The sequence below is a fragment of the Petrotoga sp. SL27 genome, assembly GCF_002924605.1.
Lineage (GTDB): Bacteria > Thermotogota > Thermotogae > Petrotogales > Petrotogaceae > Petrotoga > Petrotoga sibirica.
Genome location: NZ_JAIP01000019.1, coordinates 31,131 through 50,954, shown reverse-complemented (window position 1 = coordinate 50,954; position 19,824 = coordinate 31,131). Strand labels below are relative to the sequence as shown.

General features: G+C 33.7%; 16 protein-coding genes and 1 other RNA gene. 9 read left to right on the top strand and 8 right to left on the bottom strand.

Features of this window, described 5'->3' with window-relative positions; all coding sequences use genetic code 11:
* The 6 genes from AD60_RS07530 to AD60_RS07505 form a co-directional block, all read right to left on the bottom strand.
* Nucleotides 1–675: a methyltransferase gene (locus AD60_RS07530; protein ID WP_103927559.1), complete on the bottom strand. Its 675-nt coding sequence runs from the start codon at nucleotides 673–675 to the stop codon at nucleotides 1–3.
* Between the two features lie 99 nt (nucleotides 676–774).
* Nucleotides 775–874: signal recognition particle sRNA small type (ffs, locus tag AD60_RS07525), an RNA gene on the bottom strand.
* Nucleotides 875–950: 76 nt separating this feature from the next.
* Nucleotides 951–1,775, bottom strand: coding sequence for an aldo/keto reductase (locus AD60_RS07520; RefSeq protein WP_103927538.1), 825 nt, complete (start codon nucleotides 1,773–1,775; stop codon nucleotides 951–953).
* A gap of 3 nt (nucleotides 1,776–1,778) precedes the next feature.
* Nucleotides 1,779–2,369 carry a thymidine kinase gene (locus tag AD60_RS07515; RefSeq protein ID WP_103877176.1) on the bottom strand — a complete coding sequence of 197 codons (591 nt, stop codon included), beginning with the start codon at nucleotides 2,367–2,369 and terminating at the stop codon, nucleotides 1,779–1,781.
* 36 nt (nucleotides 2,370–2,405) lie between these two features.
* Entirely contained in the window at nucleotides 2,406–3,098 is a 693-nt protein-coding gene (locus AD60_RS07510; protein WP_103877175.1) for a hypothetical protein, read from the bottom strand.
* 70 nt (nucleotides 3,099–3,168) lie between these two features.
* The gene (locus AD60_RS07505; RefSeq protein WP_103877174.1) at nucleotides 3,169–4,215 is read right to left on the bottom strand and encodes a dipeptidase; all 1,047 of its coding nucleotides are present in this window, start codon (nucleotides 4,213–4,215) and stop codon (nucleotides 3,169–3,171) included.
* Between the two features lie 326 nt (nucleotides 4,216–4,541).
* Between AD60_RS07505 and AD60_RS07500 the strand changes: the two genes are divergently transcribed.
* From AD60_RS07500 to AD60_RS07475, 6 genes are all read left to right on the top strand, one after another.
* Nucleotides 4,542–5,612 (top strand): LacI family DNA-binding transcriptional regulator, encoded by a 1,071-nt coding sequence (locus AD60_RS07500; protein ID WP_103877173.1) that lies wholly within the window; start codon nucleotides 4,542–4,544, stop codon nucleotides 5,610–5,612.
* Nucleotides 5,613–5,624: 12 nt separating this feature from the next.
* Complete coding sequence (locus AD60_RS07495) at nucleotides 5,625–6,890, top strand: ABC transporter substrate-binding protein (RefSeq protein ID WP_103927537.1); 1,266 nt, start codon at nucleotides 5,625–5,627, stop codon at nucleotides 6,888–6,890.
* A gap of 314 nt (nucleotides 6,891–7,204) precedes the next feature.
* Nucleotides 7,205–8,074: a carbohydrate ABC transporter permease gene (locus AD60_RS07490; RefSeq protein ID WP_103877171.1), complete on the top strand. Its 870-nt coding sequence runs from the start codon at nucleotides 7,205–7,207 to the stop codon at nucleotides 8,072–8,074.
* The gene (locus AD60_RS07485) at nucleotides 8,071–8,904 is read left to right on the top strand and encodes a carbohydrate ABC transporter permease (protein WP_103877170.1); all 834 of its coding nucleotides are present in this window, start codon (nucleotides 8,071–8,073) and stop codon (nucleotides 8,902–8,904) included. Before AD60_RS07490 ends, AD60_RS07485 begins: the two co-directional genes overlap by 4 nt.
* A gap of 14 nt (nucleotides 8,905–8,918) precedes the next feature.
* Nucleotides 8,919–11,588 (top strand): glycosyl hydrolase-related protein, encoded by a 2,670-nt coding sequence (locus tag AD60_RS07480; protein ID WP_103877169.1) that lies wholly within the window; start codon nucleotides 8,919–8,921, stop codon nucleotides 11,586–11,588.
* Between the two features lie 34 nt (nucleotides 11,589–11,622).
* Entirely contained in the window at nucleotides 11,623–12,453 is an 831-nt protein-coding gene (locus AD60_RS07475) for a carbon-nitrogen hydrolase family protein (RefSeq protein WP_103877168.1), read from the top strand.
* A gap of 55 nt (nucleotides 12,454–12,508) precedes the next feature.
* Here AD60_RS07475 and fliS read toward each other — a convergent pair whose 3' ends face one another.
* Both fliS and AD60_RS07465 read right to left on the bottom strand, forming a co-directional pair.
* Nucleotides 12,509–12,946, bottom strand: coding sequence for a flagellar export chaperone FliS (fliS, locus tag AD60_RS07470; protein WP_103877167.1), 438 nt, complete (start codon nucleotides 12,944–12,946; stop codon nucleotides 12,509–12,511).
* 5 nt (nucleotides 12,947–12,951) lie between these two features.
* A complete protein-coding gene (locus AD60_RS07465; protein WP_103877166.1) occupies nucleotides 12,952–13,566 on the bottom strand; it encodes a hypothetical protein in 615 nt (204 codons plus the stop codon).
* 345 nt (nucleotides 13,567–13,911) lie between these two features.
* On the opposite strand from AD60_RS07465, the gene AD60_RS07460 reads away from it, so the two are divergent.
* Genes AD60_RS07460 through AD60_RS07450 form a run of 3 tightly spaced genes read left to right on the top strand, consistent with a single transcriptional unit; the run spans nucleotide 13,912 to nucleotide 19,822 of the window.
* Nucleotides 13,912–15,153 (top strand): aminopeptidase P family protein, encoded by a 1,242-nt coding sequence (locus tag AD60_RS07460; RefSeq protein WP_103877165.1) that lies wholly within the window; start codon nucleotides 13,912–13,914, stop codon nucleotides 15,151–15,153.
* A complete protein-coding gene (gene ruvC / locus AD60_RS07455) occupies nucleotides 15,154–15,645 on the top strand; it encodes a crossover junction endodeoxyribonuclease RuvC (protein WP_103877164.1) in 492 nt (163 codons plus the stop codon).
* Nucleotides 15,632–19,822, top strand: a complete 4,191-nt coding sequence (locus AD60_RS07450) for a PolC-type DNA polymerase III (RefSeq protein ID WP_103877163.1) — start codon at nucleotides 15,632–15,634, stop codon at nucleotides 19,820–19,822. The genes ruvC and AD60_RS07450 overlap by 14 nt, the downstream gene beginning before the upstream one ends.
* Nucleotides 19,823–19,824: the final 2 nt, after the last annotated feature.

The following is a 19,824-nucleotide window of genomic DNA, read 5'->3' as shown; positions in this document are numbered from 1 at the left end:
TTAGCCCCTCTTTATCGAAAGATAAACTCTAAAACCACCGGATTTTTCTAACTCTTTTACATTACCAAAAATTTGTTTCATATAATCTTCTAGGCTTTTTCCGCCTTTATTGTGGTAAGCCACTAAATATATCCTTCCATTCTCATTTAAGTGAAGATATGATTCTTCGATTAGTTCATGTAATACTTCTTTACCTGCAACTATTGGAGGGTTAGTGACAATAACATCGAAGTATTCACCTTCCCATGGTTTGAATAGATTTCCTTGTTTGATAACAGCGTTCACATTGTTGTTTTTGGCGTTTATTTTAGAAAAATCAACGGCTCTGTTGTTTATGTCACTCATGTACAGATCAATGTCAGGAAACTCTCTTTTTAAGGATATACCTATTGCACCATATCCGCATCCCATGTCTAAAACTTTTTCATTTGTTAGCTGAACTTTTTCAATCAATAAAATGCTTGCTCTATCAATCCTTTTCTTTCCATATACTCCAGATGGGGCTTTAAATAGATACTTATGCCCATTTCTCAAATTTAAAACTAACTCCTTTACAGTTAATTCTGACGTTGGATTTTCGCTGTAGTAATGCTCAAAAGAAGGAGTTTTTTTAATTTCTTTTTCTTTAGGCTTCAGATCGTTATTAACTTTTTTGATTACCTCGTCAACTTTCATAAATCCGATGTCTTCTGGGCCGTATACTTGAATATCTTCATATTCGTTTTTATTTTTCTTTCGTCGAGTCAATTTGTTCGTACCTCCAAAATTATTAAAGATGGCCGGGTTTCCCTGCTGCACATAGAAATCTCCGCTTATGGCTGCTCCCTTCCGGGCCTGACCAGTTTCACGGGTTCCTATTGCGCAGGACCCAGCCTCCTGTAATGATGCTTTCATATTATAGCACTTCATTGTTGAAAAATCAATTAATCTTTTTAAAACCTATGTTACTCTTAAAAATCATCGGGATTTGCTCCAAATCTTTTATTCTGGTCTAAATTGTCTATTATATTCATTTCTTCTTCTGTTAGTTCAAAATCGAAAATATCGGCATTTTCTTTTATTCTTTCTTTGTGTACAGATTTGGGAATAGTTACCACACCATGTTGTAAGTCCCATCTTAATACTATTTGTGCAGGAGTTTTTTTGTACTTTTTTGCTATATCAATTAACTGAGGTATGTCTAGAACTCTTCCCCTCATTAAAGGACTCCAAGCCTCAAGTCGTATTTTGTTTTTTTGACAAAAATCCAGAAGATCTCTTTGCAATAAGTATGGATGAAATTCTACTTGATTAACCATAGGTGTAATTTCACAGTTGTTTATTATATCTTGAAGATGATGAATTAAAAAGTTACTCACACCTATAGCCCTTACTCTACCTTCTTTATACAACTTTTCAAGAGCTTCCCATGTTTCTAAGTATTTTCCACTTACAGGCCAGTGTATTAAATATAAATCTAAATAATCTGTTCCCAATCTTTTTAAGGAATTCTCAAAAGAGTTTAAAGTACTTTCAAAACCTTGATTCGTATTCCATACTTTGGAGGTTATAAAAATTTCATTTCTTGGTATTTTACTTTGTCTAATGGCTTTACCTATCTCTTCTTCGTTTTCGTACATTTCAGCGGTATCTATCAACCTATATCCTATACTTAAAGCGTGCTTTACACCCTCTATCAATTCATCTCCATGGGCTTTGTATGTCCCATAACCCAACCAAGGAATTTTCACTTTGTTCGCTAATTCAACTTTGTCATAGATACTTGTAATTCGCATAGATCAACCCCCTTGATTCTGTGATTTGTTTTGATTCTGTTTGTTTTTATTCAACTCTAAGTAGCAATCTCTACATACAGCGATATATTTTTCAAATCCGCCAACATCGATTTCTCCACCGTTTTCCACAGTTTTGTAAGTCATTGTACCCCTGTATTCTCCACATTCATGACAGACCGCTTTCTTTTTAATCACAGTGTCCGCATGAGACATTAAAAGCGAAGTAACTTTGAAAGGATTATTTTTATAACTCAAATCCAGACCTGCACAATAAACATCCTTACCAGAATTGATCATCTCGACAACCACTTCTCTAAGTGTTTCGTCTAAAAACTGAATTTCATCTATAAAAATCGCCTTTTCGTCTCCATCAAGTCGAGGCAGAATTTCAGCAGAATTATTGATGGGGATGGCTTTAACGGATGTATTTGAATGAGATACAATAGAAGTTTCGTTATATCTGTTATCTAATAAAGGTTTAAAAACTTTTATCTTCTTTTTCCCAAGGGTGTAAATTTCAATGAAAGAGATTAATTCAGAAGTTTTGCCAGAATACATTGGTCCTACAATTACTACTAAATTACCTGTAGCCATATTAAAGTTTCACATCCCTTTTTCTGTAAGTTTTGATTAAAATCTTTCGGATAATAGTTGATCAATTTCATTTAAAGACTCTTTCCACAATGTTTCTACTCCAAAATCATTCAGAATATCCAAAGAAGGGGTTCTAAATATAAAATAGTCCTTGTAATTGAATCTTCCCATGGAAACAACGTAAAGAACATACGAAGCAACGGCTTTGATAGGATACCACTTGTATAAGAATAAAAAGTTTTTCAAAAAAATTTCATACAAACTTTTGATATTTACATCTTCTACCTCGTAATAGTAGTAAAGCACTTCATCGAAAATCCTCATAAATCTAGCTGGTAATTTATTAGGGAAAAAATGCTTGTCTAACCTGAAAATGGTGGTGTTCCATTCTTTTTTTAATAAAGCTGCGTCGATCAAAGTTTCTACTTTGGTATGTGATTTGCCGGTATTTCTTTCTATAATATTTATTCGCGGATGTAATTTCAGATCAAGATAAGAATGTAAGTATAAACCTAAAGCATACTCAGGGCTTTCCTTTTGAATTTCTTTTATAAGCCTTGTTAAATCAACATTATGCAAAGTCTCACCAATAATGTGATATTTGGGATCAGAAATATTGTAATAAAAAATATCTGGACCCATCAGTCCAAGGTTAAACATTTTCACATTTTTTAAACTCTCTGGAAAAATCTTGTGACCGAAGATAATGTGTGTTAAATATCCTGGCATCTGTTATCTCCCTCAAATAGACTCTCTTTTTTATTTTATCATATTTTTGGAATTTATTACGTTAATAATTTTAATCAATTAGTACTTTTTTATACACACGTAAAAAGTTTTCTCCCAATATCTTCTTTATGTCTTCTTCACCGTATCCCCTTTGCAGTAGTTTCTCAACGAGTAATACTATGTTTGAATGGTTATTTAAAACTTGAAAAGATGGAGATGGATTTAGTTCATTAACAAACTGGGGATTGAATTTTTTTAGATGCTCACAGAAATCAAAACCCAAACCTACATACTCAATGCCCACTAAATTTACAATGTGATCTATATGTTTAACCAAATCGCCAACGTTGGCTTTTTCTGGATCTTTGGCAACGATTTTGTTCAAGGCATTTATTCCTATTACCCCGTCGGTATCTGCTATAGCCTTTATTTGTGGATCAGAGAGATTTCTTTCTAAGTTTACTATCTTTCTACAATTAGAATGGGAAGCTATTATAGGTCCCTTAGTAATCTCAATAACTTGCCAAAATCCTTTGTCGTTCAAATGGCTAACATCTATTATCATTCCTAGACTTTGAACTTTTTTGACTAAATCTTTTCCAAAATCAGATAAACCGTTAGAATTTTTCTTTGGATCTGGCGGTAAAAACTTACTTCCATCACCTGCAAAGTTCCTTCTGCTCCAGGTTAATCCTACAAATCTCACACCTAAACGGTAAAAGATATCGAGTAAATCTAAATCGTTGTTTAAGGGCTCGACACCTTCAAAAGATAAAAATATTCCGATTTTATTATTTTCTTTTGCTTTAATCATATCTTCGTATGATTTACATAACATTAAATAATCGCTTGATTCTTCTAATTCCTGGTAAAGTGAGCTAATTTGATCTAAAGCCTCTCTTAATGAGATTTCAGGGGTTAAAAAACTTTCGATAAACAAAGAGGAAACTACGGCATTTAATCCACCTTTGCGAAAATTGTCGAGATGATCGTTTTCTATAACTTTGTGAATTCCAAATTTCCTTTGATTTGCTACATCCATTAGTAAATCAAAGTGTGCATCGATTACAAGACTTTCTTCTAGGATCTTATGAGCTTGTTCTTTGAAGTTAGTCAAAATATTTCCTCCTCAATTTTTTGTTATTTTTTGGACTTAGGAACTCTAAAACATTGTATATAGCGCCCTTTCGCCCCGCAGCCCACCCATAAGGAAAAAGTTCTTATTTTCTTTGCGTCCTAATCCACTTTGAAGGTTGGCAGGTTTTTTAATTATACTATTATTGTGATATTTTTTTCTAATTCTTCAAAAAACGGAGAAAAATCTATCTAATCGCAAATAATTACCTCTAAATGGATCTAGTTGCCGTTAATCGGATTTTGTTTATTTAAAATGTATTGGTATAATATGTCTAGACATGTACGTACCTAAGGAGAAAAAAGAATATGAATAGCAAACCAAAATACGAAAAAATAAAGGAGTTTTTGATAACAAATATTGAAAACGAAACATATCAACCTGATGAACAGATACCATCAGAAAAGGCCTTAGCCAAGGAATTTAAAGTAAGTAGAGAAACTGTTAGAAAAGCACTCGATAAATTAGTTTTTGAAGGTTATCTTTATCGGATTCAGGGCTTGGGGACGTTTGTCTCCCCTATAAAAGGGTCATTTTCAAATTCAATGCAAGAAAGAAACAAGATAGGTGTTGTTCTTCCTATTTCACATGAATATTTGTCTTTTGAGATATTGGCGGGGATTGAAAAGGCTTATCACAACACAGAATATGAACCTTTCGTTCAGTTCATAGATTCTAATTCTGCTATAACAAAATTAAAAATGAAATATATTCTCTCTTCTAACCCTAAAGGATATATAATCCTTCCCACAAAAGAATTAGTAGAAGATGAAATTTTCAAAAGGTTATTAAAAAAAGAGGTTCCTATGGTTTTTGTGGATAAAACAGTTAACAATATTAGAAAACCACTCGTTCAGTCTGATAATTACTTAGGTGCATATAACTTGACAAAAGAGCTTATTCAAAATTCAACAGTAAAAACTACAATGTTTTTCTCTGAAGAAGATTTTTCTATTAGCTCCGTGAAAGAAAGATATAACGGAATGTTCGATGCATGTAAAGAGCATAATATTCCTGTTTATAGCGAAATAGTTGGGAAAAATGAGATAGACAGGGCTATAGATAAATGTTTGAAGAACCATGTAGATACGATATTTTGTTGTAACGATATTGTAGCCGTAAGTACTTTGACAGCGTTGCAAGTAAGAGGTCTTTCAGTACCTGAAAAAATGAAATTATATGGATTTGATGATAGACCGATAGCGCAAAGTATATTTCCAAGTCTCACCACTGTACGGCAACCTTTACGAAATATGGGTGAGGTCGCGGCAAAATATTTAGTTTCAATCATCCAGGGTGAAAATAATAGTGAGGATTTCAAAATTACTTTGCCGGTTGAACTTGTATGGCGAGATTCAACCGGCCAAAAAATCAAGTGAGGAGGGATCAAGATGAGTAAGAAGGTTTTAGTGAGTTTTTTGTTGTTTGTTGTAGTTTTTTCAAGTATGGCTTTGGCGGTGGAAAAGGTTGTTTTAAGTGGAACATTTGCCGCTCCTGGAGATAGGTGGAAGGCGTTGATATCAGTAGCTTTAGAAGAGTTGAACAAAAGACATCCAGATATGGATATCACGATGGATTACGAAGTGCTTCCCTACGGTGATGCAAGGTCTAAACTTATCACTCTAACTGCGGGGAAAACTCCGAGAGACCTAGTTTCAGTCGATCAAATATGGTTGGGAGAGTTAGCACAATCGGGTTTTCTAAAAGATATCACAAAAGAAGTTAACTCTTGGGGAAGAATTGGTGAATTTTATCCTGCAAACGTAGACGGTTCAAAATTTGATGGCAAGTTTTACGGTATCTGGACTTGGACAGACGCACGGGTAACTTGGTATTGGAAAGATTTGTTAGAAGAAGCAGGCGTAGATCCCGAAATGCTGAAAACTTGGGATGGATACATCGAGGCCTATAAGAAATTAGCTCCTGTTACTATGAAAAAGGGTATATTACCGATGCATTTGGTTGGTGCTGGTCATTCGCCTGATATGTGGTTTCCATATCTATGGATGAATGGTGGAGAAATTCTCGAACAGAAAGATGGGGAGTATTACCCAGCTTTTTATAGCGAGGAAGGGGTAAAGGCACTAGCTTTCTTGAGAGATCAGGTAGAGGCAGGTATAAGGCCACAAGTACAGCATCGATGGGGTCAAGAATTTGCTGATAAGAGATTTGCCGTAATGATTGAAGGAAGTTGGTTGTTAGGGAAATTCCCCGAAGGATTTGATTTTAATCAAATTGGTATGATACCAGGATTTCCAGTTCCTGAAGAGGGTATGAAAAGTTCGACGATGATGGGTGGTTGGTTGTTGGCTATTCCTTCAACATCTGAACATCCCGAGTTAGCTTGGGAATTGATGACTATAATGCTAGATCCAGAAGTTTTAACTCCTGTCTTGGCTAAATACGTTTACTTGCCCACTCAAAAAACCATAGCCGAACAAGATCCTTACAAATCGATTCTTGAAAATGAGATACCCTTCTTCGAAGATCTTATGAAAGCGGTTGCGATTGGAAAAGGAAGACCTAATATTCCTGAATATCCACAAATAGCCGAGACATTGCGAATAGCAATAGAAGAAGTCTATTATGGCGTAAAAACTCCGAAAGATGCCTTGAAAGATGCCTCAAAGAAGGTTGAAGAAATTTTGATTTTCTAAGGGAATTTCGAAAAGTAAAAATTTAACAGAGCAGACCTCCTTCTTTAAAGGAGGCTGCTTTTAGTAAGAGATAAACATTTTAGAACATAAAAAGATTTTCAAAAATAAGATTTTGATTTTAAAAGGGTTACAGGGTGGAGCCCTCTCCCACACATCCGGGCGGGCTGCAGGGCAAAGGAAAGCTAAAGCAGATTGTATGTAAGCTAGAATGATGGAGGTATTTAAAAAATTTTTGAAATATAGAAATATGGTTTAAAGTAGGCTTCAGAGTTTCTGAAGATACTAAGTAAGAAAGAGACGGAGGTGGTGAACCGATGCAAAAGAAAAAATGGATGCCTTTTTTATTATTACTCCCTGCTTTGAGCATAATGTTCTTTTTAATGATTTTTCCTGTATTTTGGAATCTAACCATATCGATGCATGATGTAAAAACTACTAATATAAATGACGTTTGGCCTTTTGTTGGTTTCCAAAACTGGGTAAAAATTTTTCAAAATGAATATTTCCTACAATCTTTGAAAGTTACACTCTTTTTTGTATTAGGATCAGTATTTTTTCAAATTTTTATAGGCTTTTTAATCGCCAGAATTTTAATTGAAAGAGTTTGGGGGACTAAATTTTTTAGAGTTCTTTTTATACTTCCATGGCTTTTATCCGCTACTATTGTTGGGTTTTCCTGGCAGTGGATGTACAACGATTATTTTGGATTGATAAATGGTCTGCTAATGAGGTTAGGAATGCAGCCTGTAAATTGGATATCAGATCCAAACATGGCCTTGATATCCTTATTGATAGCTAACATATGGTTCGGCACACCGTTTTCTATACTTTTTCAAGAATCCTCGTTGTTGACAATCGATAGAAGTTTGTATGAGGCTGCGAAAATTGATGGTGCTAACCCACTTCAAAGTTTTTTCAATATAACATTGCCTTTGTTGGCACCTTTTTTGGGGATAAATTTGATCCTTACTTCTATGTGGAGTGTAAACCTTTTCGATCTTCAATTGGTATTGACGGGAGGAGGGCCTTTAATGTCCACTACAACGGCATCCTTGTATATGTATAAACAAGGTTTTGAACAAGGTAATCTATCAATTGGTGCGGCAATAGGATTAGTTCTACTTATTATTAATTTGATAGTTTCTTTCCTTTATCTAGGAGCATTGAGAGGTGAGGAGGCATGACCAAAAAGAATAAAACAATTAGAGTTATACTATTTATCATTCTTGTTATTTTCGCTATTTATACAATAATGCCTATATTTTGGGTGTTTGTTACTTCGCTGAAAACACCAGAGGAAGCAAGAGCATTTCCTCCTAGTTTAATTCCTGAAGAAGTTACCTTTCAAAATTATAAATTGCTTTTTCAAGATGATCAAATGATAAGAAGTTTTCTGAATAGTATTATAGTAGCGGTTCCAGCGACCTTACTATGTGTTATAATTTCTGCGTTAGCAGCATTTTCCTTTTCAAGGTACCACTTCAGAGGCAAAAAGCAGCTTTTAGCTGCCGTGATGGGAATTTTTATGATTCCTATAACTATGAACACAATCCCGTTATATTTGATATTTCAGAGGATGGGTTTATTAGATACATATGCGGGAGTAATCTTGGCTTACCAGGTTTTAATAATACCCTTGAATATTTTTATTCTCAAAAACCATTTTGATACCATTCCCGTTTCTTTAGAAGAGGCGGCAGCTCTTGATGGAGCTACAACCATGCAGAGATTTACTAAGGTAATAATGCCATTATCTTGGCCTGGTTTAAGTATATCTTTTATATTCACTTTCAGATTTGCATGGAATGAATTCGTTTTACCTATGATTTTAATAAGTTCGCCCAGTAAGACGGTTTTCCAAGTTGCGATGTACAGATTCTTGGGATTATACAGTATAGATTGGGGTTTACTCAGCGCAGCTATTGTAATTGGTATGATCCCAATTTTGATAATTATAATATTTTTTCAGAGACAACTGTTACAAGGGATACAGGCTGGTTCAATTAAAGGATAATTGGAGGTGAAGAGATGTACCATATCATTTCACACACACATTGGGATAGAGAATGGTTCGCTCCTGCGGATATAACAAAAAAAATGTTACCTAGTTTATTTCAAAAACTCTTCGAGTTAATTGATAATAATCCTGAATACAAATTTGTGTTAGACGGACAAATGTTGTTAGTGAAAGATTATTTAAGTAATTTTCAAGGAGAAGAAAGAAAAAAAGCAGAGGACAAATTGAAAAAATACTCTAAAAATATAGCCTTTGGCCCATACTATGGACAAATTGATTGGAGAGTCTCTGAAGAAAGCTCAATCAGAAATATTATATTGGGTGGACAAGAGGCTAAAAAATATGGAAATGTGATGAATATAGGTTGGTTACTAGATAATTTTGGCTTTTCGTCTCAAGTTCCACAAATTAATTTTAAAAGTGAAATAGAAGGTTGTTTCCTCTGGAGAGGTTTAAATATGAAAATTCCAAAAATCGGGTTTACTTGGAGCAGTCCCGATGGTAGCAAGATTCACGGCATATTTTTACTTGATAGTTATAGGAATATTATGAGATTGAAAGATTATCCAGAAGTTATGGAAAAAAGATTGGAATTGGAAATTAACAAGCTAAAAAAATATTCGAAAACTAATTACCTTCCTTTACTAAACGGATACGACTTGGATCCTGTTCCAGAAGATCCCACTGATGGAGAATTAAAAGCGGTTTTTCCAGATGAGTTTATTCAAGGATATTTTAAACAAGAAGACCCTTCTTTAATAGAAAAATACGTTGGTGAGCTAATTGATGGAAGCGTTGTTTCGACATTTCCAGGAAGTTTATCAACAAGGCAGTATTTAAAAATTATGAATTGGCATTCTGAATATATGCTCTCTAAGGTATTAGAACCCCTGATTGCTATCGTAGACAATTCTGAAGACGATAAAGAGATACAAAAGGCTTGGGAATATTTAATAATGAACCTGGTCCACGACAGCATAGGAGGAGTAGGAGTAGATCAGATTCATGAAGATATGGAAGAAAGATACAATAAAATTAAAGAGATTTTTGAATCAACTTTAAATAAAGTTTTGGATAAGGTAGGCCAGATTTTACCTTTAGGTTATGTTTGTCTAAACTTGAATCTGCAGGAATTACCTGTATTATTCGAAAATAAAGAAAACCTTTATAGATTTTCAGCACCTGCAGGAAGTATATCAAAAGTAAATTTAAAAAAGTATAACGTGAATTCTTCAGAAAAACCTATAAATAGTTTTCATTGGGAGAATGAACATTTCAAAGCATTCGTTGAAAACGGGAAGCTTAGAATTAAAAAGGAAAATAACGATTATTTAATCAGAGCTGTTTTGGTAGAAGATAAAGGTGATGAATACTCTTCTGCATTTGATAAAGAGTTGAACTTAACTTTCTCAGAAATGAGGTTGAAAGCACAGTCAGATAATTATTCCAAAATAGCTCTTGATTTTACCAGCAACGAAGTTGACTTCACACTTAATTTGACATTTTCAGAATTGCCCTATATCAATATCGAAATTGACTCTTTGGGAAAAGGATCAGATTATGGATTACTTTTAGCTTTAATTGGAGATGGAGATATAAATGCGGGTGTACCTTTCGATTCTGTAAAAAGACCATATGAAGTAAAATATGAAGAACCAGAAGAAGAAATGAAAAAGTTTTTAGTTGCTGCAAGAGAAATCTCTTTTAATAACGTTTTTCCTATGAAGGATTACGTTGGATTAGAAAAGGATGACTATTTCGCAGCCTTTATGGCCAAAGGAATTTATAGTTATACCACACATTCTACTAACTCCTTAGAAAAAGCTGTTTCTTTAATTTTATTAAGATCTGTAAGCTGGCTTTCTCGCGAAAATGTAAAAGGAAGAATTGGAGACGCCGGACCCGTAATGTACACTCCTGGAGCTGAAGTAAAAAGAAAAATGAAAATTGAAGCAGCCTTTTGCCTTTCAGATAAAGATAATTTTTTGAAATACAAAAATTCCTTTATCAATCCTCCTTTATTGTTTTATAAGCACCGTAATAATTCAGACTCAGAAAACCAGCCTGTCGTGGTACATAAATTCTATTCTTCAGTGGACGAAAACATAGAATTTGTGAATATGAAACCTTCAATAGACGAAGAGGGGATATCTCTGCGATTTTTTAATCCTTCTCACAAGAAAAAAAAGATAAAATTAACTCAAAAATCAATAAAAACCGATTTGTTAGAGAACGAATTAGAAGAATTCGATGGAACAATCAAGCCAAAAGAGATATTAACATTAAAAATACCTAAGCTATCTTTTAATACTTTTTCTGATGATGAAGGCTCAAAAGTTAACATAGTATATCCTAAATTTACGTGGGATATCTCTGAAGATCTTTCAAAACCGAATATAGGTATAATAAATAACATGGAAAGAGAAGCCAAAGATCTTAAAGAACATATAAAAGATTTAGAAAAGAAAATAAAAGAAACTCAAGGTATTAACAGATACGAATTGCTTTTTGAAAAGTATAAATTAATGAGGAAGGCGTTAGAATTAGAGTTATCCTCGTTATATAACAGATCTAAGATAGAACATGTGGATCCTTCTAAAATAGAACATATAATTGTAGAGTTGAACGATGTTAGGATAAAAAGGAGAGGTATAGAGTTTTTACTGGCTACTCTTAGGTAGTTTCATATCTATATATAATACTGGGGGCATCATTATGAAAAAAGTATTTGGTTTAGTGCAATTAAGTTCAAAATTGAACGACAAAGAAACAAACCTTAAAAAGCTAGACTCATTGATTTCAAAAGAAGTAAAAAAAGCGGATTTATACATCCTACCAGAGTTTTTTAACATAGGATACGATCTAGAAAATATTAACAATTACGCTGAAAATCTTGCCGAATTAATACCAGAAGGAGAAACTACTCAAGAAATTATAAGGATTGCAAAGAAATACAATGTCTCTATTGTTGCAAACATTTTAGAAAAAGACCCGTTAATAATTGGTAAGTATTACGATACCTCGATTTTAATAGATGATTCAGGTAAATTGCTTGGTAAGTATAGAAAAATATTTGTTTTTCCAAAAGAAAAGTTTAGACTTTCCGAAGGAACGTCTATAGAAATAATAGATTGGAAAGGTATAAAAATAGGTTTATCAATTTGTTATGATCATGCTTTTCCTGAATTATATAGGATAATGGCCCTTAGAGGGGCACAAATACTAATAATTACATCTGCTGTTCCAAAAGGTTTTGAAAAATTAGTAGAGGTAAGAACATCCGCCCGGGCACAAGATAATCAACTGTTTGCAATTGGGGTAAACGCCGTTGGTAAACCCTCTGAAGATTCGATCCCTTTTTGCGGAAATTCCATAGCTGTTGATCCACACGGAGATACCCTCATTAAATTGGGGGATGAAGAAGACGTAATTGCACAGGTAAGTATAGATACCGATAAAATTCTTGAAGAAAGGCTTTTGGAGCCGTCACTTCACGAAATAAAGATGTTGAAAATCTACGATGGCATAGATTTTAAAATCGATTAAACAAAAACCCTCCAACAAGCGTATATGATTTGGGAGGGTTTTTGAATTTATTAATTTAATATTGAAGATCAAATTTAGGATCGACAGATTTAGCGTTTAACTCGCGGGAAGTTTTGAGTTCTTTTTTCAATAGTTCTTTCCAGGTATCTAAGAGCTCTTGTAGAAAAGATCTTACTTCTTTTAAGATTTCAATATCTTTTTTGTTATTTGATTCTAACAGTCTTTGATACATGTAATTGTATAGAGCTCTGAGATTTTTAGCTATCTCTCCGCCTTTTTCAAGATTCAACGAGACGTTAAGTTCTGTAACTATGTCTTCCACCCTTATAATCTGTTTGTTAGCCTCGGAAAGATTTTTATTCTCGATAGCTTTTATTGCCTTATTTATTCTTTCGATTGAATTTTGATACAATAATTCGACTAATTTTGCGGGGCTAGCTGTTTTTATACTGTTTTCAAAATAATAGTTAGCGTTTTGATTATTATTGTACATTCAAATTACACCCCTTTTCTTTCAAGAGTTTTTTGAGCATTTTTTAAAATCGTTTCAAAGGTTGACAAAACTTCGTTGAAATCGAATTCGATGATGTCTGAGAGTTCTAAATAATCTTGTTCGCTTTGGGATTTAATTATGTCTTGGACAACATTTTGTACGTAGTCTAAGTCTCCAGGGTTGTAAAAAGCTTCGTCACTGAAAGCTCGTGTTTGTTGTATAACGTTTAATAGTGCTTGTAAACCTTCTGCAATACTGTTAAGCATTTTATGCCCTTCGTTTGTATTAAGCAAAACTTCTTTTGAAACCCTTTCTAAATTTTCCCTAACCTTACTAATGTATTCAAGTGATTGGGAGATAAGATCGAACAAAACTTCTTTTTTTGACGTGAATTCCAACTCTATCTCTTCTCCACCTTCAAAAAAAGAATCTTTTATTTCATCGTAATAACTTAGGGGAATCTCTTTTTCGTTGATCTTTATTTTAGTCAACACACCTTGTGTTTTGTTAATATAATCTTGCACCATCTCTTCAAAAGTATTGTACTTTTCTGCAGGAATATCTAAATTAACACTTTTTAACCCACTTATTTTTAACCTTATATTCTCATCATCAAACATTATAACCACTCCTTTTTATTCTGACATACTGACTTTAGAAACTCTGAAATTTGCTTTAAAGCATACTTCTAAAATTCAAAAATTTTTAAAATACCTCCATCATTTTTAGCTCTCCTTTGCCCAGCAGCCCGCCCGGCTGGGTCGGGGAGGGCTCCACCCTGTGACCCTTTTAAAATCAAAATCTTGTTTTTTAAAATTATTTAATTTCTAAAGTGTCTAATTCTGATTCCTAAAATATAATCGTCTAAAAAAGTAATTTCTTTAGAATGAAAGTATCACATTTTAATGATATAATAAATCGTAGATTAGAAGCAAACAATTTTTTTCGTGTTAGGGGGATTCGATATGGCTGATGTAAAAAGTAGAATAGAAAAAATATTAAACAGTTTAGAAGAAGGTTCGATGTTGATTCTTTACTCAGGAAAGAGCCCAGTAAAAAGCGCAGACGAAACCTATAACTTTACCCCGAATCGAAACTTCTATTATTTTACTGATTTGGACATAGAAAACGCTTATTTAGTAATTAGCAAAACCGAATCAAAAGTTGTTGAAAAACTGTTCATAGAAAGAAACGATCCAAAGTTAGCTAGGTGGGTTGGTAAAAAACCAAGTAAAGAGCATTGTTCTAAATTGAGTAAAATTCAAGAAGAAGATATATCTTTTTTGGATGAATTCAATGGATATATTGGAGACACCCTATCAAGGTCTAATATTAAAAATGTATATTTGTATTTAAAATCTCCTCATTGGGAGAATATGACAAAAGAAAAGCAAATTGCTCAAGAAATACAAAGATTGTTTCCATATGTTTGTATAAAAGATATTTCAACAAAAATAGCAGATTTGAGGACTATTAAAGACGAAGAAGAAATAGAAAATATTAAGAAAGCTATCGAAATTACAAAAGAAGGAATTTTGAACATAATAAAAAATTCAAAGCCTGGAATGTACGAGTACGAGCTCGAAGCATATTTTGATTTTTCTTTGAGAAAAAACGGGGTAAAAGATTTCGCATTTAAACCAATAGTAGCTTCAGGGCCTAACTCCACGATTCTACATTACTCTGCCAACGAAAGAAAAATACAAGAAGGAGATTTAGTTTTGCTGGACTTGGGAGCACAATATAATTACTATAGCGGCGATATATCCAGAACTTTCCCAATAAGCAGAAAGTTTTCTCCAAGGCAAGCGGAAATTTACCAAATTGTTTTAAATACCCAGAAAGAAGTTCAGTCACAAGCCAAGCCAGGTTTAACCCTTTTTGAATTGAATGAAATTGCAAAGAAATCATTAGCAGAAAGTTGTAAAAAGATAGGATTGATTAAAACCGATGAAGAACTTTCAAAATATTATTTTCATTCTGTGAGTCACTTTTTGGGTTTAGATACCCATGACGTAGGTGACAAGTATATGCCTTTAAAACCAGGAATGGTTATTACCAACGAACCAGGTTTGTACATAGAGGAAGAGGGTATCGGCGTGCGTATAGAAGACGATCTTCTTATAACTGAGAACGGATGCGAAAATTTATCAAGGGCAATCCCCAAAGAGATAGAAGAAATTGAATGTATTTGGAGTGTATCTTAAATGGTAATTCTGGGTATAGATCCCGGTTATGGAAGAATTGGATATGGTGTCCTTGAAAAAAAAGGTAACATTTTCAATTTTATCGATTATGGTGTAATATATACCAGCAAGGAAGAAGAACTTCCAAAAAGGTTGCTGAGCATAGACGAACAACTTAGGAATTTAATACAAACCTATAAGCCTGATGAATCTGCTGTAGAAAAATTGTACTTTTTTAAAAACGTTGCAACCGCTATACAGGTTGGAGAGGCTAGAGGCGTTATTCTACTTTGTTTGGAAAAAGAAAATATACCGATTTATGAATACACACCTTTTCAGATAAAACAGGCTGTTACAGGATATGGAAGAGCTGAAAAAGGGCAGATACAGAGAACCTTAAAATTATTATTGAAGTTGGAAAAAACACCAACTCCAGATGATGCAGCAGATGCGTTAGCCACGGCTTTTTGCCATGGAAATTTTAGGAGGAGCTTCAAAAATGCTGGATATTAAAGATTTCTTAAAGGAAAATGTGGGGTTCATTCCTTTTGAATTAAATGGGAAAATCATCGTGAAAGACAAAGAGGTTGAAATCAATTTACAGAAATTAAGTGAAGATATAGATGAGGCTTCATTAAAGCTTTTCTTTACCAGACTTCTCAAGAGAGATGTAAAAATCTCTTTTACAAATGATGAAGGACCTGAATTTATAGTTAATAATTGGCATCAATTGATAATGAATCTTCGTTTAAAAGATTATCTAAGACTTTTAAAACCTGAATATTCTCAAGAAAACAAAATAGTATTTAAAACGTACTCGCCGATAGTAAAAAACCGATTAACAAAGGAAAAAGAAGAATTGGATAATATTTTATTTAAATATCTTGGGAAAGAAATCCCTTATGAAATCATTATAGATGAAAGTTTAAAACCAACTTTTATTGATGAAGGTTATGAAACCCATTATTCCCAAGATAGTAATTTATCTTCTGATTATGAAACCTCGAAAAAATTAGCTGAAGTCGAAAGGGTTGTAATAATAGGGAGAGATTTTAAAAAGGTACCACTACCGTTATCGATGCTTCCTTCAAATGAAGGAAGTAACGTTGTAGTTAACGGGAAAATATTTTACAAAGAGTACAATGAAAAAGGACCTGTATCTACTCTTTTCATTACTGATAAAAAAAGTTCCGCTGTTGTAAAAACCTTTTCTGAAACGGCTAATAATTTAAACAAAGAATTAGATGAGGGAGATAACGTATTAATTGAAGGTATTATTTTTTACGATTCTTTTAGTCATGAATTTGCAATTAGACCTATGAATATAGTTAAGTTAAAAGAAGAAACCCTTGAAAGGAAAGATAAATACCCCACAAAAAGGGTGGAGCTTCATTTACATTCAAAACTAAGTGCGATGGAAGGGTTACTCGATGTGGGGGAAGTAGTAAAGACCATAAAAAATTGGGGCCATAAAGCGGTAGCTATAACCGATTCTGGGGTCGTTCAGAGTATTCCAGAATTTTATGAAAAAGCTGTTGCTGAAGGTATTAAACCTATTTTCGGTATGCAAGCCTATGTCGTTGATGAATTTGTCAATATTATAAGTTTGCTCGGGGAAGATAAGAAAATAAGTGAAACTGAGTTTGTTGTTTTTGACTTGGAAACTACAGGATTAGAGCCTGCCATGCACGAAATTATAGAGATCGGGGCTGTAAAAATAAAGAATATGAAAATAGTGTCTAAGTTTCATAGTTTAGTAAAGCCCAGAAAACCTGTCTCAAACTTTACAACTAATTTTACAGGTATAACGAATCAGATGTTGGAAGTTGAAAGACCTATAGAGGAAGTCCTTCCTCAATTTTTGAGTTTCATAGAAGGTACAGTGTTAGTTGCCCACAACGCAGACTTTGATTACCGTTTTTTACGAGAATGGGTTAGGAAGGTCTATAACGATCACTTTGAGCAGACTTATATTGATACTTTAGCTCTTTCAAAATCTCTGTTAACGTTGAAAGGGTATGGGCTTGATAAGGTAGTTGAGGAGTTAAAGCTTGGGAGTTTTGAACACCATAGGGCTCATGAAGACGCCTATATAACCGCCTTAGTGTTTTTGAAACTGATAGAAATGGCAAAACTGAAAAATAAAAACGGCCTCACGGCAGGTATGGATGTTGAAATGTTGTCGGATCTTGAAAAATTACAAAAATTCATAGATTTTAAAAGAATTCGACCAAGTACGATGACTATTTTAGTAAAAAACAAAACAGGCCTTAAGAATCTTTATAAACTAGTTTCAAATGCCCACATAAAATATTTTTACAGAGTTCCTAGAATTTTAAAAAGCCAATTATCTCAAATGAGAGAAGGTTTGTTGATAGGTAGTGGAGCAGAAGAAGGAGAAATCTTTCAAAGCTATCTCAGGGGTGGATCTCATGATGAAATTCTCGAAATTGCCAAATTTTACGATTATTTGGAATTAACCCCGTTAGATGCATTATCAGACAGATCTATTTCAGAAGAACAGTTAAAAAAGATTTATAGGGATATATATAACCTTGGCAACGAATTAAACATGCCTGTTGTTATGGTTTCAAACGCCCATTACCTAGATAAAGAAGATCAGATTTTTTACAACGCATTAAAAGTTGCAGAAAAGAGAAAAACTTCCACTGCACACAGATACTTGCGTACAACTGATGAGATGGTAGAAGAAGCTCAACGAATTTTTGAAGATAAAGAAATAGCAGAGAAAATTGTCATAACCAATACTAACGAGATTGCAGATCAGATAGAAATAATAAAGCCACTTAGTAACAAACTGCATCCTCCAAAGATAGAGAACGCTGAATTAGAAATTGAAAAACTTGCAAAGGAAAAAGCCTATGAAATATATGGCAATCCTTTACCAAAAATCGTTGAAAGCCGTTTGAACAGAGAACTAGAATCCATCATAAAACATGGGTATGCTGTACTGTATCTAATTGCTCAAAAAATAGTGAAAAAATCCTTAGAGGATGGATATTTGGTGGGTTCCAGAGGTTCTGTTGGTTCTTCTTTGGTGGCTACGATGCTGGGAATAACCGAGATAAACCCTTTACCTCCTCATTATATATGTCCAAATTGTAAAAACGTAGAATTTTTTGATAATGAGGAAATAAGTTCTGGTTATGATCTTCCTGATAAAAAATGTGAAAAATGTGGAACTAAAATGAAAAAAGATGGTCAAGATATACCATTTGAAACATTCATGGGGTTTGAAGGTGACAAAATACCTGATATAGATTTGAATTTTTCTGGAGATTATCAAAACATGGCGCATAAATACATTGAAAAAATGTTCGGAGAAGGCCATGTTTTTCGGGCAGGTACTATATCAACAATTGCAGACAGAACGGCCTTTGGTTTTGCTAAAAAATATTGCGAAGAGCAAGGAATTGTGAAGAATAGCGAGATAACGCGAATAGTCAAGGCGATAACAGGGGTAAAACGAACAACAGGGCAACATCCTGGTGGATTAATGATAGTTCCAAAAGAAGATGAAGTTTACAATTATACACCAATTCAGTTCCCTGCCAATGACACTAAATCAAGTGTTCAAACCACCCATTTTGATTACCACGTTATACATAACGATCTTGTAAAATTAGATGCACTTGGTCACGATGACCCCACATTCATTAAAATGATGTCTGATTTAACTGGAGTAGACCCATTAGCGATCCCAATGGACGATAAAAAAACTTTGAGCTTGTTCTCCTCTACAAAAGCGTTGAAAATAGACTTAAAAAATGAATTAGGTACAACTGTTGGAACGTTAGGGGTCCCAGAATTTGGCACTACCTTTGTCAGAATGATGTTGGAAGACACAAGGCCAAAGAGTTTTTCTGAATTAGTAAGAATATCTGGTTTATCCCATGGCACCGATGTGTGGGCAGGGATAGCTAAAAACTGGATCGACAGAAAGATTGCTACTTTAGATGAGGTAATTTCTTGTAGAGATGATATAATGAATTATTTATTATCCAAAGGTGCTCCACCTAAAAGTGCTTTTTCAATAATGGAAAAGGTGAGAAAAGGCAAAGGTATCAACGAAGAAGACATTGAATTAATGAAAAAATTAAATGTGCCTGAATGGTTTATCATCTCTTGTCAAAAAATTAAATATCTCTTTCCAAAAGCTCATGCGGCTGCTTACGTTAGCATGGCTTTTAGAATAGCATGGTTTAAAGTTCATTATCCTTTAGCGTTTTATTCTACGTATTTTACCGTCAAAGGTGATGAATTCAACTTAAAAGTTATTTTCTCCGGTCGAGAAGCCATTAAAAAAAGGATATTTGAACTGCGTAATATGGATCTGGATGTGCGTAAAAAAAATGAGATGGTCGTATTAGAGTTAGCGTTGGAAATGATGCTAAGAGGTTATGATTTTAAAATGGTTGATTTGTACAAGTCTGATTCGAAAAAATTTTTAATAGAAGGAAACTCTCTGATTGTGCCTTTTATCAAAGTACCGAATCTTGGTGAAAAAGCAGCAGAGAATATTCTTAAGTCAAGAGAAAATGGTTTTAGATCAATAGAAGATTTTGCTGCAAAGAGTGGGTGTAACAAGACGAATGTGGAAACTTTAAGAGAATTAGGCGTGTTGAAAGGCTTACCGGAAACAAATCAAATGTCACTTTTTAAAGGATGAAA

What these genes read in the sequence shown, in the direction of transcription:
- AD60_RS07530 (WP_103927559.1), bottom strand. Translation starts at nt 675, where the DNA reads ATGAAAGTTGACGAGGTAATCAAAAAAGTTAATAACGATCTGAAGCCT.
- AD60_RS07520 (WP_103927538.1), bottom strand. Translation starts at nt 1,775, where the DNA reads ATGCGAATTACAAGTATCTATGACAAAGTTGAATTAGCGAACAAAGTG.
- AD60_RS07515 (WP_103877176.1), bottom strand. Translation starts at nt 2,369, where the DNA reads ATGGCTACAGGTAATTTAGTAGTAATTGTAGGACCAATGTATTCTGGC.
- AD60_RS07510 (WP_103877175.1), bottom strand. Translation starts at nt 3,098, where the DNA reads ATGCCAGGATATTTAACACACATTATCTTCGGTCACAAGATTTTTCCA.
- AD60_RS07500 (WP_103877173.1), top strand. Translation starts at nt 4,542, where the DNA reads ATGAATAGCAAACCAAAATACGAAAAAATAAAGGAGTTTTTGATAACA.
- AD60_RS07495 (WP_103927537.1), top strand. Translation starts at nt 5,625, where the DNA reads ATGAGTAAGAAGGTTTTAGTGAGTTTTTTGTTGTTTGTTGTAGTTTTT.
- AD60_RS07490 (WP_103877171.1), top strand. Translation starts at nt 7,205, where the DNA reads ATGCAAAAGAAAAAATGGATGCCTTTTTTATTATTACTCCCTGCTTTG.
- AD60_RS07485 (WP_103877170.1), top strand. Translation starts at nt 8,071, where the DNA reads ATGACCAAAAAGAATAAAACAATTAGAGTTATACTATTTATCATTCTT.
- AD60_RS07480 (WP_103877169.1), top strand. Translation starts at nt 8,919, where the DNA reads ATGTACCATATCATTTCACACACACATTGGGATAGAGAATGGTTCGCT.
- AD60_RS07475 (WP_103877168.1), top strand. Translation starts at nt 11,623, where the DNA reads ATGAAAAAAGTATTTGGTTTAGTGCAATTAAGTTCAAAATTGAACGAC.
- fliS (WP_103877167.1), bottom strand. Translation starts at nt 12,946, where the DNA reads ATGTACAATAATAATCAAAACGCTAACTATTATTTTGAAAACAGTATA.
- AD60_RS07465 (WP_103877166.1), bottom strand. Translation starts at nt 13,566, where the DNA reads ATGTTTGATGATGAGAATATAAGGTTAAAAATAAGTGGGTTAAAAAGT.
- AD60_RS07460 (WP_103877165.1), top strand. Translation starts at nt 13,912, where the DNA reads ATGGCTGATGTAAAAAGTAGAATAGAAAAAATATTAAACAGTTTAGAA.
- ruvC (WP_103877164.1), top strand. Translation starts at nt 15,154, where the DNA reads ATGGTAATTCTGGGTATAGATCCCGGTTATGGAAGAATTGGATATGGT.
- AD60_RS07450 (WP_103877163.1), top strand. Translation starts at nt 15,632, where the DNA reads ATGCTGGATATTAAAGATTTCTTAAAGGAAAATGTGGGGTTCATTCCT.